Source organism: Kribbella sp. NBC_00662 (genome assembly GCF_041430295.1).
In the GTDB taxonomy this organism is placed as follows: Bacteria; Actinomycetota; Actinomycetes; order Propionibacteriales; family Kribbellaceae; genus Kribbella.
Genome location: NZ_CP109029.1, coordinates 6,245,093 through 6,261,895 on the forward strand (window position 1 = coordinate 6,245,093; position 16,803 = coordinate 6,261,895).

The following is a 16,803-nucleotide window of genomic DNA, read 5'->3' on the forward strand; positions in this document are numbered from 1 at the left end:
GCTGTCCCTCATGATGATCATCATGTGTGCAATACCCCACGTCGGCCGAGCAGGAGTACGGCGAGGGCGGCGGCCAGGAACGCACACACGGCAGCACCGGCGAAGATCGCGTGAACTTGTGAAACTGCGGCGTCGCGGAGCGCGTCCAGGAACGGGCGGCAGTTACCGGGGGAGGACGGGCACAGCTCGTTCGGCGATTTGATGCCATCGGCAATCGCGTAGTACCGCCGCAGCCCGATCGCGGTCAGCGCGGAGACGCCGACGAGCATGCCGACCATCCGGGCGACGACCACGAGCGCGCTCACCAGGCCGTGGCTGTCGGCGGGCGTGGAGCCGAGCATGGCCGTGTTCAGCGGTGACAGCGCCAGGCCGAACCCGAAACCACACACCAGCAGTACGACGGTCGCCGGCCAGTGATCGAGCGCCGTACGACTCCAGAAGGCCATCACCACGAACATCGCACCGGACAACCCCAGCCCGGCCCCCGCGATCAGTCCGAGCCCGTAGCGGCGCGTGAGCCACCCACCGGCAACCGCACCGACCGGCAGCGCGATCAGGAACCGCACCAGCACGAGGGCGGCCGCGAGCTGCCCACCGCCTTGGGTGGTGCGGGCAAACACCGGTACGTCGACCAGGGCGGCGATCAGGGCGCATCCGATCAGGAAGCTGACCAGCAACGAGCCCCACGCAGGACGAGCACCCAGCAGACCGCGTGGCACGATGGCCGCCGCCGTACGTCGCTGCCACAGCGCAAAAGCCCCTGCGAAGACAGCAGCCGCAACCAGCAGCCACGGACCGGCCGGTGACATCAACTGACGTTCGGGGTCGGCCGTCGCGAACGCCAGTACGACGCCTGCCAGTGCGAGTGCGAGCAGCAGTGCGCCAAGCAGATCGACCTGCGATAGCACGCCGCCCAGGCGACCGCGCCCCTGCCACAAGACCAATCCGAGCCAGATGACCGCCAGCACGAGTGTGGCGACGCCAATCGGCGTCAGCAGCCGGGAGGCTCCGGTGAAGGGCACGAACGGCAGGCCAAGCGTGACACCGGACGCGAGCCGGTCGGGCGCCGTGAGTGTGAGGCCAAGCGCCAGGCAGGCGAGCAGGCCGACAATGGCCGAGACAGGTGGACGTTTGACCCCGCGCAGGAGAAGTGCGAGAACCACGGCGACTGTCAGGTTGAGCCAGAAGATGTAGCGCCAGTCGGCGATCGCGAGTACCGCAGCGCCCAGCAGCGGGCCGAGGACCGAGCCGAGCTCCTGCACCGCCCCAACGACACCCAGCGGCAACCCACGCCGCTCAGCCGGCCAGAGATCGGCAACCAGCGCAAGCGTCGCCGGAACCAGCCCACCACCGCCGACCCCTTGAAGAAACCGACCAGTTACCACCAGCGGCAGGTCATACGCCCCGGCGGTGATCAGCGACCCGACCGCGAAGAGCAACAACGCGCCGACCAACACCGGCGTACGACCGACGACATCCGCGATCCGCCCGATCAGCGGCAGTACGGCGATGTACCCGAGCAGGAAGCCCGAGATGATCGGCGCCGCCCGCTGCAGCTCGTCCGCGGACAGCCCGACGCCGGCCATCATGTCCGGCAGCGCCAGCACCACGACGTACGTGTCCGCCGCCGCGAACGCCACCGCGATGGACGCCAGCGTCAGTCGCGTCCTCGCCGAGCTGTCGCTCACGGCTTGGTGATCTCGACCTTCTCGCCGTACTTGTCGAGGGTGACGTCGTAGCTACTGGTGGCGCCGGAGTAGAACGGGCCGGTGATCGTGGCCGAGACCAGTTGCTTGGCGTCCTTGTCGATCTTGAACGTGCTCGGGAAGTCCTGGTCCGCGGGCGCCTTCGGGAAGATGCCTTGCAGATCCTTCCCCCGGACGGAGCCGGTTACCTCGGTCAGCACCTTCGCGCCCTCACGGGTTTCGCCCTTGATCTTCGGGTCCTTCATCGTCGGCAGAACCGCGGTCAGGCCCTTCGCCGGGTCGAGCAGGATCGCCGGATCAGGGGCGCCGAGCGAGGCCAGCTGGGACGGCGGGAGCTCGATGTAGCTCGGTGTGAACGAGAGCTTCGCGTACACCTTGCTGCCGACCGCGACGACCTGGGCGTCGATCGGCGCACCCGCGGACCGGACTGTCAGCTTGCCCTTGAACGCCGGCGCGTGTGTCGCGACCCCGTCGCCGCTGGCCAGCGTCTGCGCGTTGTCCGGCAGGTCGCGGCCGGTGAGCACGATGTGCACGCTGGCCGCGTCGTCGATGGTCTTCTTGACGTCGGTGAGCAGCGCGACCGCGTCGCCGCCGGACTGCCCGCCCCCGCCGCTGTCCTTCTTGTCGCTGCATCCCGCCAGCGCAAGTACTACGACCGCGCCGAGCGCGAGCAGTCTCTTCACAGGGGTCAGCCTGCCAGATCAGCAGCGCACGCAGCGATCGGCTGCGCGACCGGTACGCCGGAACCGTCCCGGCGCGGGTCGACCGGCGGCAGATCCACCGGCGCGCCACTGCTCGCGCTGGCCTTCACCGGCGCCGCACCGATGAAGCCGAGCAGCAGCCCGTCCTCGCCCTTGAGCAGCCGCTGGCAGCGCACACCGCCCGTCCCACGGCCCTTGCCCGGGTACTCGCTGAACGGCGTCACCTTCACCGCGCCGACCTCGGTCCCCGGCAGTGCCGACGACGAGCCCGCGATCGTGACGACCTGCGCCTCGCGCCCGGTGTCGACGGCTCCGAAGAACACAACCTTCGCCTTCGCGCCGAGCCGGACACCGGCCATACCGCCCGCGGTCCGTCCCTGCGGCCGTACAGCGGACGCGGGGAAGTGCAGCAGTTGCGCGTCGGAGGTGATGAAGCACAGCTCCTCGTCGCCCGTGGACAGCTCGACCGCCCCGATGACCTCGTCGCCGTCCTTCAGCCCGATGATCTCCCACGAGTCGCGGTTGCTGAGGTGGTCCGGGACGACCCGCTTCACGACGCCGCCCGTCGTACCAAGGGCAACACCGACCGAGTCCGGGTCCATCGTGGTCAGCGCCAGCGCCTTCTCACCCGGCTCCAGCGACACGAACTCGGCGATCGGCGCGCCACCCTGCAGGTTCGGCGCGGCAGCGGTCGTCGGTACGGCGGGAAGGTCGAGCGACTCGAGCCGGATCAACCGACCTGCGCTGGTGATCAGGCCGTACTGCCCGCGCGCCGTGCTCTTCACGGCGGAGACGATCGCGTCGTGCTTCGCGCGCGCCTCGCCGCCGCCGAACGGCTCGACACCGTTCGTCCGGGCGAGCAGCCCGGTCGAGCTCATCAGGATCCAGCACGGGTCGTCGCTGACCTCGAGCGGCACGGCGGCCGTCTTGGTCGCGCCGGACGACTCCAGCAGGACGGTCCGTCGCGGCGTGCCGTACGTCTTCGCGATCTCCGCCAGCTCGTCGGACACCGTCTTCTGCAGCAGCTTCGGGTCGTCGATGATCGCGGTCAGCGCCTCGATCTCGCGCTCCAGCTCGCCCTTCTCGGTCTCGAGCTCGAGCTTGGAGTACTTCGTCAGCCGGCGCAGCGGCATGTCGAGGATGTAGTTCGCCTGGATCTCGGACAGGTCGTAGATCTCGATCAGGCGGGACCGCGCCTCGGCGGAGTCCTCGCTGCTGCGGATGATCTGGATGACCTCGTCGATGTCGAGGATCGCGATCAGCATGCCCTCGACGATGTGCAGCCGGTCCTGCGCCTTCTTCCGGCGGAACTCGCTGCGCCGGCGCACCACGTCGTACCGGTGGTCGAGGTAGACCTCGAGGAGCTGCTTGAGGCCGAGCGTCCGCGGCTGGCCCTCGACCAGGCAGACGTTGTTGACGTGGAACGCGTCCTCGAGCGGGGTCAGCTTGTACAGCTGCTCCAGCAGCGCCTCGGGGACGAAGCCGTTCTTGACCTCGATCACCAGCTGGGTGCCGTGGGTCCGGTCGGTCAGGTCCTTGACGTCGGCGATGCCCTGCAGCTTCTTGGCCTGGACCAGCGTCTTGATCTTCTCGATCACCTTCTCCGGGCCGACGGCGTACGGCAGCTCGGTGACCACGATGCCCTTGCGGCGCGGGGTGACGTTCTCGATCCGGGCGGTGGCGCGCATCTTGAAGCTGCCGCGGCCGGTCGTGTACGCGTCCTTGATGCCTTCCAGGCCGACGATCTTGCCGCCGGTCGGCAGGTCCGGCCCGGGGACGAACCGCATTAGGTCGTCGATGTCGGCGGTCGGGGTCTTGATCAGGTGCCGCAGCGCCTGGATCACCTCGACCAGGTTGTGCGGGGCCATGTTGGTGGCCATCCCGACCGCGATCCCGGTGGCGCCGTTGGCCAGCAGGTTCGGGAAGGCGGCCGGCAGCACGGCCGGCTCGTTCTCCTGGCCGTCGTAGTTCGGCTTGAAGTCGACGACGTTCTCGTCCAGGCCGGCCGTCATCGCCATCGCGGGCGGCGCCATCCGGCACTCGGTGTACCGCATCGCGGCGGGGCCGTCGTCGAGCGAGCCGAAGTTGCCGTGCGGGTCGATCAGCGGCACCCGCATCGACCAGGACTGCCCGGTCCGGACCAGGGCGTCGTAGATCGCGCCGTCGCCATGCGGGTGGTACTTACCCATGACCTCACCGACGACGCGGGCGCACTTCACGTGCGAGCGGTCGGGGCGGATGTTGTTCTCCGCCATCGAGAACAGGATCCGCCGCTGCACCGGTTTCAGTCCGTCCCGCGCGTCGGGCAGCGCCCGGGCGTAGATCACCGAGTAGGCGTACTCCAGGTAGCTGGTACGCATCTCGTCGGAGACGTCGATGTCGAGGATGCGCTCCTCGAAGTCTTCGGGTTCGGCGGTGCTGGTACGGCGTGCCATGCGGGTCTACGAGCTCCTCGATCAAACCGGTACGACGCCGCGACGGTCCGGCGCCGTACCCATTGTCCCTGGTCAACAGCCATTTCTCCGGCCACGACCCACCCTTGCGCCGATCATCTCCGCAGTACTGGTCTACTCCATTACCGCGGAGGGCTGTGACCGGCGCAGGATGTACGTGGTCGGGGCCAGAGCGGACCCTACCGCCAGGATCAGACAAAGTCCGCCGATCCCCACCAGCACACCCCACGGAATCGTGAACGGTACGTCGGCCAGCCCCGCGTTCATCGCGTGCCGGATCAGGATCCCGACCGTCACCGTGATCGCCGTACCGAGACTCAGCGCGACCGCTCCGACCAGCGACGACTCCCACAGCACCATCCGCCGGAGCTGCGCCGGTGTCGCGCCGAGCAGCCGCGACGTGACGAACTCGTGCCGTCGCTGCAGGCTGCCCATCAGCAGCGTGTTCGCGATCGCGATCGCGCTGTACAGCCCGGCCGGACCGAGCAGCAGGACCAGCCCGAACTGATTCCCCTGCCGTACGCCGTCCGCCTGGTCGGCCTCCCAGTCCGCGGCCAGTTGCGCGTCCGGCAACTGCTTCACCAGGCTCGCGGGATCGACGCCGTCGGCGGGCAGCACGAACTGGCGCTCGGGCTGGGCCTTCGACGCGTGCTTGCGGGCCAGGTCGAGCGGAATCAGCAGCGACGCGTTCACCCCGAACGCGTCCTTCACGATCGCCACCACCCGGAGCTTGATCGGCGTCCGGTCGACGAACACCAGCGGGATCTCGTCGCCGACCTCGTACCCCTCGAACCCCGACATCTCCTTGCCGATAGCAACCGTATTCCCGGTCAGCCGGCCGATGCCGCCGGCGAGCGCGGTCAGATCCCGCGTCTGCGCGGCGACCGCCGGATCGATCCCCTCGACATCCTCGAGTTCGGCATCGTCGCGGTCGATCCGCACCATCTGCAGCGGCACCGCCGCATCCACAGCCTTCACTCCTGGACCGGCAACTGGCGCACCGCCAGTGACGACGATCGGCGCGCGGACAGCGTCCCGGATCGTCGCGCCGGCGCTGTCCGCGGCAAAACTCAGACTGAGCACCATGGAGCCGGCGACGGCGGAGATCGCCAGGATGGGTGCGGCGAGCGACGCGCTCCGGCGTGGCGCGGCTACCACGTTGCTTCGAGCCAGGCGGCCGGACACGCGGGTCCACGCGACCAGCGGCAGCGCCCACAGCCGGCCGACCAGGGGTACGACGAGTGGTGCGAGCAGCGTCAGCGCGATCACCATCACCATCGGCGTGAACATCGCCAGCGGTACGGCGCCGTCACCGCTCGACGGCCGGATCAGCGACAACATCGTGATCGCGCCGCCCATGAACAGCAGACCGAAGACGATCCGGACCGGCCCGATCCGCGGCGGCTCCAGGGAGGCCTCCCGCAACGCGTCGATCGGCCCGACCCGCCCTGCTCGACGCGCCGCCGACCGTGCGCCGAGCATCGCGACCAACAGTCCGGCCGAGACTGCGATCGCCAGCGGTATCCACGGCGACGCCGGCTCGAGCTTCACCGGCGCGAGCTCCGTGTAGGACGCCTTGGCCAGCAGCAGGGGAGTCGCGAGCTGAGCCGCGACCGCCCCGGTCAGGGATGCGGCCAGCGCGACGACAAGTGCTTCACCGAGGACCATCCGGCGGATCTGACGCGGGGTCGCGCCGATCAGCCGCAGCAGCCCGATCTCACGACGCCGCGACGCGACCGCGAACGCGAAGGTGCTGGCGATGACGAAGATCGTGATGAATCCGCTGATCGCGCCGACCATGTTCAGGACGACCTGCAGTCCCGAGACGTCGGCGTCCGAGAACGGCACCCGGATCTGCCGAGGCGCCGCGCCGTCGCCGCCTAGCGTGGTGACCGTGATCGCAGACGCGGCCGGCCCGCGGTACGCGATGGTGGCCGCTGTGGCCGTCGCAGCCAGCCCGAGCAGGAACACTCCGACCGCGAGCGCGACGAACGAACCGGCGTACAGCGACCGGTGCCGGCTCACGGTCTGTCGACTGAGGAAGAACATCACTGCTCCAGGTCGCTCATGGCCGCGGCGATCTGCGTCGGCGTGGCGCGGTCGAGGTGCCCGACAAGCAGTCCGTCCGACAGGAACAGCACGCGCTCGGCGTACGCCGCGGCAACCGGGTCATGGGTCACCATGACGACGGTCTGCCCGGCCAGGTCGGTCGCTTCTCGCAACAGGCCGAGGATCTGCCGGCTGGTCCCGCTGTCCAGCGCACCGGTCGGTTCGTCGGCGAAGAACACCGACGGCTGCGTGATCAGCGCCCGCGCGATCGCCACTCGCTGCTGCTGGCCACCGGACAGCTCCGCCGGCCGCCGCTTCGCCTTGCCGTCCAGTCCGACCTGGTCGAGCACTCGGTGTACGTCGTTCCGCGACGGCCGGCGCCCGGTCAGCCGGAGCGGCAGTGCGACGTTGTCGTACACGGTCAGCGACGGGAGCAGGTTGTACGCCTGGAAGACGAACCCCATCTCCGCCCGGCGCAGTTTGGTGAGCTCGACCTCGCTCATGCCACTCAGCGTCACTCCGTTGAGTACGACGCTGCCCGTGGTCGGCTGGTCGAGTCCGGCGGCGCACTGCAGCAGCGTCGACTTGCCGGAGCCGGACGGGCCCATGACGGCGGTGAACGAGCCGCGGGCGAAGTGGTACGTCACTCCGCGCAGCGCGTCGACCGCTCCGGCCTTGGAGCGGTACGTCTTGGTGATGCCGTCCAGCAGCAGCGCGGGCGGCTCGACTGGCGACACGGTCGGGTACGAAGGCGCGGTAGCGGTCATGGAACCAGGCAACCGCGGAAGCAGCCTCGAAGCGCTGGCCCATAGTGGAGACCTGGAGTAGCGCGCACGCTACCGTCCAGGAGGCTGAGCCCCATCTAGGGTTGACAGCGTGGAGAGTCCGAAGACGGCGTGGGCAGCGCTGGCCTCGCCGCGCTACCTGATCTCGTCGTGGCCGTGGCGGAGCTACGCGTACCTCTTCACGTCCATCCCCGCCGGCGCGCTGGGGATCTGCGTACTCGTGGGGCTGGCCGCGGTCAGCGCAGTACTCAGCCCGATCCTGATCGGCGTCCTGATGCTGACCGCGTTCCCGCTGATCGGTGCGGCGATCGGCTGGTCCGAGCGCTGGCGGGCCGGGCTGATGCTGGTGGACGGGATCAGCAGCCCGCACGCGAAGCTGCCGCGAGGACTCACGCTCAGGCAGCGGCTGGCCTTCCGCCGCCGGGAGCAGGCGTCGATGCGGGCGCTCGGCTACAGCTTTGTCCTCGGAGTTTTCCTGTGGCTCGTGGGCGGAGCCTTCGCCGGGATGAGCGCGACGATCCTGCTGACCACCCTGGCCGCGCCGATCATCGCCGACAACGACGAGCTGGGCATGGGGCCGTGGACCCTGGACTCGGCCTGGGAAGGGCTCATCTTCCTGGTCCTGTTCGGCCCGGTGTTCTACGTGGTCAGCTCATACCTGCTCGGGGTCATCGCCGGCGCGGAGGCGTCACTCGCGAAGGCCATGCTCGGACCACGGCAGGAGGAGCTGCAGCGCAACCTCGCCGAGCTGCGTCGCTCGCGGCTCGATCTGGTCGACGCGTTCGAGACCGAGCGGGCGCGGATCGAGCGGCACCTGCACGACGGCGTACAGCAGCGGCTGGTCGGGCTGACGATGACGCTCGGGCTGGCCGAGCTGGATCTACCGGACGGCGAGGGCCGGCGGCTGGTGGTCAAGGCGCATTCCGAGGCCGAGGCGGCGTTGGCGGACCTGCGGGCCGCGGTACGCGGGATCCATCCGCGGGTCCTCGTCGATCACGGGCTGGAGGCCGCCGTACGGGAGGTGGCGGACCGGATGCCGCTGCCGGTGACGGTGCAGCTGTCCACGACCCGGCTGCCACCGCCGATCGAGGCCGCGGCGTACTTCGTCGTGTCCGAGGCGCTCGCCAATGTCGCGAAGCACGCACAGGCGACGAAGTGCGAGGTGGCGGGCTGGGTGGATCGTGACCGGCTCGTCATCACGATTCAGGACGACGGGATCGGCGGCGCACGTCTCGGTGCGGGGACCGGACTCACCGGGCTGGTGACGCGGTTGGACGCCTTGGGCGGCACACTCGACGTCGACAGCCCACCCGGTGGGCCGACACGACTGAGAATGGAGTGCCCGTGCCGACTGGGAGACTGAGCCGTCGATTGAGCATCGTGCTGGCTGAGGACTCACTGCTGTTGCGGGAGGGCCTGGCCAGCATTCTGGATCGCGCCGGGCACGACGTACGGGACAGTGTCGGGGACGCCGACACGCTGCTGGCCGTCGTACGCAAGGATCCGCCGGACCTCGTGATCACCGACGTACGGATGCCACCCGGGCACTCCGACGAGGGCCTGCGCGCGGCCGCCGCGATCCGGGCCGAGCTGCCGGCGATCGGGATCCTGGTGCTCTCGCAGTACGTCGCGGATGCGTACCTGTCGTCGTTGCTGGAGACAACGACCGGCGGGATCGGGTACCTGCTGAAGGACCGGGTCGGTCACGTCACCGAGTTCCTCGAGTCGCTGGACCGGGTCGCGGACGGCGGGACCGTGGTCGACCCGGAGGTCGTCCGTCAGCTGCTCGCCCGACGGCGCAACGACGGACCGCTGGCGGCGCTCACGCCGCGCGAGCTCGAGGTGCTCGCGCTGATGGCGGAGGGCCGGGTGAACGCGTCGATCGCGGAGCAGCTCGTGGTGAGTGAGGCCGCGGTCCGCAAGCATGTGGGAAACATTTTCGCCAAGCTGCGGTTGGAAGAAGGGTTGGACCGGCGGGTATCCGCGGTGCTGACCTACTTGAGAGGTTGACGATGGACGAGGCGATCCGCAAGATCCTGGCCGACTGCGACACCTGGGCCGTGGTCGGGCTGTCGAACAACACGAGCCGGGCGGCGTACGGCGTGGCGCGGTTCCTGCAGAGTCACGGGAAGCGGATCGTGCCGGTGCATCCGTCCGCGGAGACCGTGCACGGCGAGCAGGGGTACGCGACGCTCGCCGACATCCCGTTCCCGGTCGACTGCGTGGACGTGTTCGTGAACTCCGGCCTGGCCGGCGACATCGCGGACCAGGCGGTGGGAATCAACGCCAAGGCCGTCTGGTTCCAACTGGATGTAGTTGATCAGGACGCCTACGACCGCACGACCGCAGCCGGGCTGACCATGGTCATGAACCATTGCCCGGCGATCGAGTGGGGGCGTCTCGGACCATCGCTCTGAGAGGTTCTGATGTTCACGATCGACACCTCCACCGGCTTCGGCAAGCGCATCGCGCGGCAGCTCGACGACGAGCGAATCGTCTGGCTGACCACGGTCGCCAAGTCCGGTACGCCGGCTCCGACGCCGGTGTGGTTCCTGTGGCGCGGCGACGAGATCCTGATCGGCAGCGAGCCGGACAAGGCGAAGCTGCGCAACATCGCCGCGCATCCCCAGGTCAGCGTCAACTTCAACGCGACCCACACCGGGGGAGACGTCGGCGTCATCACCGGCACGGCGGTGATCGAGAGCGCACCGATCAGCGGCGACGAGCTCGCGGCGTACAACGAGAAGTACGCCGAGGACATCGCCGGGCTCGGGATGACTCCGGATCAGTTCCACGCGTCGTACTCGGTCCTGATCCGGATCACCCCGGAGAAACTGCGCGGTTTCTAGTTCAGGTAGCCCTCGACGGTGTCGGCCGAACGGGCCTGCGCGTCGTCCGGGTTCTCGCCGAACTCACGCCGCGCCCGCCGCTGCCGGAGCAGGTCCCAGCACTGGTCCAGCTCGATCTCGACAGCCTTCAGCCGCGCGTGCTCGTCGGCGTCACTGATCTGCCCGGCGGCGTGCTTGGCCCGGAGGTCCTTCTCCTCCGCGACCAGGTCGTCGATCCGCCCGATGATGCTCTTGTCGTCGGTCATGAGCAAAATGTACGCCGCTACTTGAAGTCGGCCTCGTCGTAGGTGTTCCCGGCGCCGCTCTCCACCTTGGCCGCCTCGTCGGCGCGCAGCTCGACACGGCGGATCTTGCCGGAGATCGTCTTCGGCAGGTCGGCGAACTCGAGTCGCCGGATCCGCTTGTACGGCGCCAGGTGCTCGCGGCAGAACGCCAGGATCTCCCCGGCGAGTTCCCGCGACGGCTCGTGCCCCGCGGCGAGGACGACGTACGCCTTGGGTACGGCGAGGCGCACCGGGTCCGGTGACGGTACGACGGCTGCCTCGGCGACCGCGGGGTGTTCGATCAGCACGGACTCGAGCTCGAACGGCGAGATCCGGTAGTCGCTGGCCTTGAACACGTCGTCCGAGCGCCCGACGTACGTGATGTAGCCGTCCGCGTCCCGGCTCGCGACGTCGCCGGTGTGGTAGTACCCGTTGCGCATCACCTCGGCGGTCAGCTCGTCCGCGTCGCGATACCCGCGCATCAGCGGGACCGGCGCCGGGGCCAGCTCGATGCAGATCTCGCCGTCGTCGCCGATCACGTCGGAGGCCGGGTCGATCAGCGCGATGCTGTACCCGGGCAGCGGCCGGCCCATCGACCCCAGCTTCACCGGCTGACCAGGGGTGTTGCCGATCTGCGCGGTCGTCTCGGTCTGTCCGTACCCGTCGCGGATCGTGATGTCCCAGGCGTTGCGGACCTGCTCGATCACCTCGGGGTTGAGCGGCTCACCGGCCGAGATGCACTCGCGGATCTGTACGTCGACCGCGGACAGGTCGGCCTGGATCAGCATCCGCCACACCGTCGGCGGTGCGCAGAACGTGGTCACGCCGTACTCCTGCAGGACCTGGAGCATCCGCTCGGCGTTGAAGCGCGTGTAGTTGTAGAGGAAGACGGTCGCACCGGCGTTCCACGGCGCGAACACGTTGCTCCACGAGTGCTTGGCCCAGCCTGGCGATGACACATTGAGGTGTACGTCGCCGGGCTGCAGACCGATCCAGTACATCGTGGACAGGTGGCCCAGCGGGTAGCTGACCTGCGTGTGCTCGACCAGCTTCGGCTGGCTCGTCGTACCGGAGGTGAAGTAGAGCAGGAGCGAGTCGTCGGCCGCGGTGTCGACCTCTGGAACCGGACCGTCATAGCTCTCGGTGTCGGAGTACCGCAACCAACCTTCTGCCTCCACACCGACGGCGACGCGGATGCAGTGGTCCGCGATCCCGGCGTACCGGCCGGCGTCGGCGCCGCTGGTGACCACCGCGCGGACGTTGCCGCGAGAGATGCGGTCGGCGAGGTCGCCGTCGGTGAGCAGGGTGGTCGCGGGGATCATCACCGCGCCGGCCCGGATGCAGCCGAGCATCGTCTCCCACAGCTCGACCTGGTTGCCGAGCACGATCAGGACGCGGTCACCTGGCTTCAGGCCCGCCTCGGTGAGCCAGCCGGCGACCTGGCGGGACCGCTCGGCCATCTCGGCGTATGTCCGGGAGGTGACCTGGCCGTCCTCTTCGACGATCGTCAGCGCCGCCACGTCGGCCTGCTCGACCGCCAGCGCGTCGAACCAGTCCCGCGCCCAGTTGAACCGCTCGAACGCCGGCCAGCTGAAGTCGCGGTAGGCCGTCTCATAGTCGTCCCGGTGCGCCACCAGGAAGTCCCGCGCCTCCCGGAACTCCCGGGTCACCGCCGAGGTGCTCTGCTCCGTCGCCATGTCGCGCACATTACCCATTCAGTGCCAAAACAGCTCCTGTCACGACAAGTGGCGTGAGGATGAGACCGCGCCACAGGAATGACCACCAGGAGATGTCCACGCGGGCGGCGTCGCAGCGTGCCCTCCACAGGAGCGTGGCGAGGGAGCCCCAGAGGGTGAGCAGACAGCCGCAGTTGACGCCGATCAGCAGCGCCATCATCCGGTGCGGACTGTTCGAAGCGACCGGCTCCATGGCCAGGTACGCCGGGAGGTTGTCGAACAGGTTCGCCCCGACGGCCGCAGTCGCGCTCAGCCGCAGCTCGGAGGTGGTTCCGGCGATCCGGCGGAGCAGGCCCTCGAGCCCGTGATCGCTGAGGAAAGCGACAACGGTGAACAGCACCACGACCGTGATGACGAGCTTGTACGGGACCAGCGACCATCGCAGCACGCTCCGCCGCCGGATCGCGAACAGCACGACCAGCACGATCGCCCCGATACTGGCCGGCCACGCCACCTCGACACCGGACACGAACGCGGGTCCCATCAGCACACAGACGCCCGCGGAGCCCCAGAACAGCACCTTGTCCTCGACCGGCGGGGTCGGCGGTACGTCGTACGTCCGGCGCAGGTCCCGGTGGAAGAGGACCGCGAGTACGACGACTGTGATCAGGATCGACGCGATCGCCGGTCGCCAGCTGACCGAGATGAAGGAGGCGTCCAACTGGCGGAACTGATGCAGGGCGAGCAGGTTCGTGAGATTGGACACGGGCAGTAGCAAAGACGCCGTACCGGCCAGCCAGACCGTGGTGAACGCGAACAGCTTCGGCGGGATCTCCAGCTGGCGCGCCATCGACAGCACGACCGGCGTGAGCAGTACCGCGCAGGTGTCCAGTGACAGCACGATTGTGAGCCCGGTGGCGAGCACGACGACCAGCAGCCAGAGCCGCCAGACCCGGCCGCGGGCGAGGTGCGCGGCCTCTCGCGCCGCGACGTCGAACACCTTGGCCTGGTCGGCCAGTTCGGCGATGACGGTCACGGCGATCAGGAAGACCAGCACCGGCGCGATGCGCTCGACCAATATTCACGACCTCTCAGGTCACTGTTTGAGTACGCTTACGAGGTGCCGGACCAGTATGACCACGAGCTGCCGGACGGCTATCCGGCGGAGTACGAGGCCGATGTCGTCCTGCGGGACGGCGCGACCGCGCATCTGCGACCGATCACGCCCGCCGACGCGGATCTGCTGGTGGAGTTCTACTCCAGGGTGTCCGAGCAATCGAAGTACTACCGCTTCTTCGCGCCATATCCACAGTTGTCGGAGCGGGATGTGGCGAGGTTCACCACGGTCGACTACCACGACCGATTGGCGCTGATCGTCACGGTCGGTGACGAGATGATCGGCGTCGGCCGCTATGAGCGGACCGGACGGCACACGGCGGAGGTCGCGTTCCTGATCGAGGACGCGCACCAGGGCCGCGGTCTCGGCCAGCTGTTCCTCGAGCACCTGGCCCAGGCGGCCCGCGAGAACGGCATCCACCGGTTCGTCGCCGAGGTACTGCCGGGCAACCGGAAGATGATCACGGTCTTCGCCGAGGCCGGGTACAAGGTCGCCCGCGAGTTCGAGGACGGCGTGATCGTGGTCGAGTTCGACATCGCACCGACCGACACGTCGTTCGGCGTGATGCAGGCCCGCGAGCAGCGGTCCGAGGCGCTGTCGATCGCCCGGCTGCTGACGCCGTCGTCGGTGGCCGTGATCGGCGCGAGCCGGCGCGAAGGCACGATCGGCAACGCCCTGCTCCGCAACCTCCGCGACGGCGGCTTCCCGGGCCGGCTGTACGCCGTGAACACCGACACCAAGGCTGACGAGATCGACGGCGTCCCGGCGTACCCGACGATCCGCGAGGTGAGCGACACGGTCGACCTGGCGGTGGTCGCGGTCAAGGCGGAGATGGTCGCGGACGTCGTCCTGGACTGCGCGGCCAAGGGCGTGCGCGGCCTGGTCGTGGTGTCGAGCGGGTTCGCCGAGATCGGGGACGAGGGCCGCAAGCGGCAGCGGTACCTGGTCGGCCTCGCGCGCTCGTACGGCATGCGGGTGATCGGCCCGAACGCGCTCGGCGTCATCAACACCGCGCCCGGTGTCTCGCTGAACGCCACGCTGTCACCGCTGATGCCGAGCAGGGGCCGGGTCGCGTTCTTCTGCCAGTCCGGCGCGCTCGGCGTACCGATCCTGGCCGACATGGTCGGTCGTGGTCTCGGCCTGTCGAGTTTCGTCTCGGCCGGTAACCGGGCAGACGTGTCGGGCAACGACCTGATGCAGTTCTGGTACTCCGACGAGGCCACCGAGGTCGTCCTGCTGTACCTCGAGTCGCTCGGCAACCCGCGCAAGTTCAGCCGGGTCTCCCGGCGGCTGGCCGGCCGGAAGCCGGTCATCGCGCTGAAGTCGGGCCGGGCCACGCAGGGCGTGCCGGTCGGCCAGATGATCCGGCGCAGCAAGTTGCCGCCAGCAACGATCGAGTCGTTGTTCCGGCAGAGCGGCCTGATCGGTGTGGACACCACCGGTGAGCTGTTCGACGTCGCCCAGTTGCTCGCGCACCAGCCGCTGCCGAAGGGCCGCGGCGTCGCGATCGTCTCGAACTCCGATGCGCTGACGCTGCTCGCGCTGGACACGATGGCGGGCTGCGGGCTCGACACGGCAGGCGAGCCGCGGAACCTGAGCCCGGACGCGACCGCCTCCGACTTCGGCGCGGCATTGTCCGAGGTGTTCGCCGACGAGCGGGTGCACTCGGTCGTGGTGATCTACACACCGCCGGTGCAGTCGAACGGCGCAGAGGTCGCGCAGGCGCTCGCGGCGGCGGCCGCAGGTTCGGACAAGCCCGTGGTCTCGACGTTCCTCGCTTCCCGCAGCGTCCCGGCCGAGCTGCGCGTGCCCGACGAGGACGGTGGCGCGGCGCGCGGATCGATCCCGTCGTTCCTCAACCCGCAGTACGCCGTCGGCGCGCTCGCGAAGGCGACGCAGTACGCCGAGTGGCGCAGGCGCTCCGACAGCCGGATCCCGGACCTGCCGGACGTGGACACCGCCGGGGGAGAGGACTTCGTCGCGGAGTTCCTGCAGCGGCATCCCGGTGGCGCTGATCTCGACGAGGCGGACCGGCAGCGGCTGCTGAGCTTCTACGGGATCAGTGTGCTGCCGGCGTTCCCGGTGATGAGCGCGGACGAGGCGGTCGACCGCGCGGCGGACCTCGGGTTCGAGGTGATCCTGAAGGCGACGGCGGAGCAGTGGCGGATGCGGCCCGACCTGGCCGACATCTGGCGGCACATCCACGACGAGGAGGACATGCGGGCGGCCTGGGCGGAGATGACCCAGACGTTCGGGGTCGCGTCGGATCCGGGGCGGGCGCAGTTCGTCGTACAGAAGATGGCGCCGCCCGGGGTTCCGGTGGTGATCTCGACGATCGAGGACGTCTCGTTCGGGCCGGTGGTGACCTTCGGGCTGTCCGGCGTCGCGACGGATCTGCTCGGCGACCGCTCGTACCGGATGCCGCCGCTGACCACCCGGGACGCCGCCGAGATGGTCCGCGAGGTCAAGGCATCCCCGCTCCTCTACGGCTATCGAGGCTCGGACCCGGTGGACATCTCCGCGATCGAAGACCTCCTGCACCGGGTCTCCCGGCTGACCCTGGACCTCGAGGAGGTCGTCCGCCTCGACCTCCGCTCGGTCCTCGTCTCCACCCAGGGCGCCTGCGTCCTCGACACCACCGTCCGCATCGCCCCGAACGAGAAACCCCGCCAAGACACCCCCGCCCGCCGCCTCACCTGACCCCGCCCCGCCCCGCCCCGCGCCGCCCGCTGTCGCACGCGCGAGGTGGGTTAACCCACCTCGTGGTGGGTTCGCGGCCGTGGCGTCGGTGGGGGAACCCGCAACGGGATGGGTTAACCCAGCTCGTGGTGGGTTCGCGACCGCGATGTCGGTGGGGGAACTCCCAACGGGATGGGTTGACCCAGCTGGTGGTGGGTTCGCGGCCGTGGCGTCGGTGGGGGAACCGGCAACGGGATGGGTTGACCCGCCTCGTGGTGGGTTCGCGACCGCGATGTCGGTGGGGGAACCCGCAACGGGATGGGTTGACCCGCCTCGTGGTGGGTTCGCGGCCGTGGCGTCGGTGGGGGAACCGGCAACGGGATGGGTTGACCCGCCTCGTGGTGGGTTCGCGGCCGTGGCGTCGGTGGGGGAACCCGCAACGGGATGGGTTGACCCGCCTCGTGGTGGGTTCGCGGCCGTGGCGTCGGTGGGGGAACCCGCAACGGGATGGGTTAACCCGCCTCG

13 protein-coding genes are annotated in these 16,803 nt (G+C 69.2%); 5 read left to right on the forward strand and 8 right to left on the reverse strand.

The annotated features are described in order from the left end of the window. Positions 1 to 20: 20 nt before the first annotated feature. The 5 genes from OHA10_RS30920 to OHA10_RS30940 form a co-directional block, all read right to left on the reverse strand. On the reverse strand, positions 21 to 1,688 hold the full coding sequence (locus tag OHA10_RS30920) for an MFS transporter (RefSeq protein WP_371402280.1): 1,668 nt from the start codon (positions 1,686 to 1,688) through the stop codon (positions 21 to 23). After that, on the reverse strand, positions 1,685 to 2,389 hold the full coding sequence (locus OHA10_RS30925; RefSeq protein WP_371402281.1) for an LppX_LprAFG lipoprotein: 705 nt from the start codon (positions 2,387 to 2,389) through the stop codon (positions 1,685 to 1,687). Before OHA10_RS30925 ends, OHA10_RS30920 begins: the two co-directional genes overlap by 4 nt. Before the next feature lie 5 nt (positions 2,390 to 2,394). Next, positions 2,395 to 4,842 (reverse strand): DNA topoisomerase (ATP-hydrolyzing) subunit A, encoded by a 2,448-nt coding sequence (locus OHA10_RS30930; RefSeq protein WP_371402282.1) that lies wholly within the window; start codon positions 4,840 to 4,842, stop codon positions 2,395 to 2,397. Between the two features lie 132 nt (positions 4,843 to 4,974). Next, a complete protein-coding gene (locus OHA10_RS30935) occupies positions 4,975 to 6,909 on the reverse strand; it encodes an FtsX-like permease family protein (protein WP_371402283.1) in 1,935 nt (644 codons plus the stop codon). Continuing rightward, on the reverse strand, positions 6,909 to 7,676 hold the full coding sequence (locus OHA10_RS30940; RefSeq protein WP_371402284.1) for an ABC transporter ATP-binding protein: 768 nt from the start codon (positions 7,674 to 7,676) through the stop codon (positions 6,909 to 6,911). Before OHA10_RS30940 ends, OHA10_RS30935 begins: the two co-directional genes overlap by 1 nt. A 109-nt stretch (positions 7,677 to 7,785) precedes the next feature. Here OHA10_RS30940 and OHA10_RS30945 point away from each other — a divergent pair, with 109 nt between their 5' ends. Genes OHA10_RS30945 through OHA10_RS30960 form a run of 4 tightly spaced genes read left to right on the forward strand, consistent with a single transcriptional unit; the run spans position 7,786 to position 10,543 of the window. After that, complete coding sequence (locus OHA10_RS30945; protein WP_371402285.1) at positions 7,786 to 9,057, forward strand: sensor histidine kinase; 1,272 nt, start codon at positions 7,786 to 7,788, stop codon at positions 9,055 to 9,057. Further along, a complete protein-coding gene (locus tag OHA10_RS30950; protein ID WP_371402286.1) occupies positions 9,039 to 9,704 on the forward strand; it encodes a LuxR C-terminal-related transcriptional regulator in 666 nt (221 codons plus the stop codon). Before OHA10_RS30945 ends, OHA10_RS30950 begins: the two co-directional genes overlap by 19 nt. Positions 9,705 to 9,706: 2 nt before the next feature. Continuing rightward, complete coding sequence (locus OHA10_RS30955; protein ID WP_371402287.1) at positions 9,707 to 10,111, forward strand: CoA-binding protein; 405 nt, start codon at positions 9,707 to 9,709, stop codon at positions 10,109 to 10,111. Between the two features lie 9 nt (positions 10,112 to 10,120). Further along, positions 10,121 to 10,543 carry a TIGR03667 family PPOX class F420-dependent oxidoreductase gene (locus tag OHA10_RS30960; RefSeq protein WP_371402288.1) on the forward strand — a complete coding sequence of 141 codons (423 nt, stop codon included), beginning with the start codon at positions 10,121 to 10,123 and terminating at the stop codon, positions 10,541 to 10,543. On the opposite strand, the gene OHA10_RS30965 is transcribed toward OHA10_RS30960, so the two are convergent. Genes OHA10_RS30965 through OHA10_RS30975 form a run of 3 tightly spaced genes read right to left on the reverse strand, consistent with a single transcriptional unit; the run spans position 10,540 to position 13,560 of the window. Continuing rightward, on the reverse strand, positions 10,540 to 10,788 hold the full coding sequence (locus tag OHA10_RS30965; RefSeq protein WP_371402289.1) for a DUF2630 family protein: 249 nt from the start codon (positions 10,786 to 10,788) through the stop codon (positions 10,540 to 10,542). The two genes, OHA10_RS30960 and OHA10_RS30965, sit on opposite strands and share 4 nt — an antisense overlap. 17 nt (positions 10,789 to 10,805) lie before the next feature. Next, positions 10,806 to 12,503: an AMP-binding protein gene (locus OHA10_RS30970; RefSeq protein ID WP_371402290.1), complete on the reverse strand. Its 1,698-nt coding sequence runs from the start codon at positions 12,501 to 12,503 to the stop codon at positions 10,806 to 10,808. A gap of 10 nt (positions 12,504 to 12,513) precedes the next feature. Next, on the reverse strand, positions 12,514 to 13,560 hold the full coding sequence (locus OHA10_RS30975) for an SLC13 family permease (RefSeq protein ID WP_371402291.1): 1,047 nt from the start codon (positions 13,558 to 13,560) through the stop codon (positions 12,514 to 12,516). 42 nt (positions 13,561 to 13,602) lie between these two features. Here OHA10_RS30975 and OHA10_RS30980 point away from each other — a divergent pair, with 42 nt between their 5' ends. Further along, positions 13,603 to 16,299 (forward strand): GNAT family N-acetyltransferase, encoded by a 2,697-nt coding sequence (locus OHA10_RS30980; RefSeq protein ID WP_371402292.1) that lies wholly within the window; start codon positions 13,603 to 13,605, stop codon positions 16,297 to 16,299. Positions 16,300 to 16,803: the final 504 nt, after the last annotated feature.

Bases quoted from the DNA above. Each gene is read 5' to 3' on its own strand.
- OHA10_RS30930 (WP_371402282.1), bottom strand. From the start codon at position 4,842: ATGGCACGCCGTACCAGCACCGCCGAACCCGAAGACTTCGAGGAGCGC.
- OHA10_RS30935 (WP_371402283.1), bottom strand. From the start codon at position 6,909: ATGTTCTTCCTCAGTCGACAGACCGTGAGCCGGCACCGGTCGCTGTAC.
- OHA10_RS30940 (WP_371402284.1), bottom strand. From the start codon at position 7,676: ATGACCGCTACCGCGCCTTCGTACCCGACCGTGTCGCCAGTCGAGCCG.
- OHA10_RS30955 (WP_371402287.1), top strand. From the start codon at position 9,707: ATGGACGAGGCGATCCGCAAGATCCTGGCCGACTGCGACACCTGGGCC.
- OHA10_RS30960 (WP_371402288.1), top strand. From the start codon at position 10,121: ATGTTCACGATCGACACCTCCACCGGCTTCGGCAAGCGCATCGCGCGG.
- OHA10_RS30965 (WP_371402289.1), bottom strand. From the start codon at position 10,788: ATGACCGACGACAAGAGCATCATCGGGCGGATCGACGACCTGGTCGCG.
- OHA10_RS30970 (WP_371402290.1), bottom strand. From the start codon at position 12,503: ATGGCGACGGAGCAGAGCACCTCGGCGGTGACCCGGGAGTTCCGGGAG.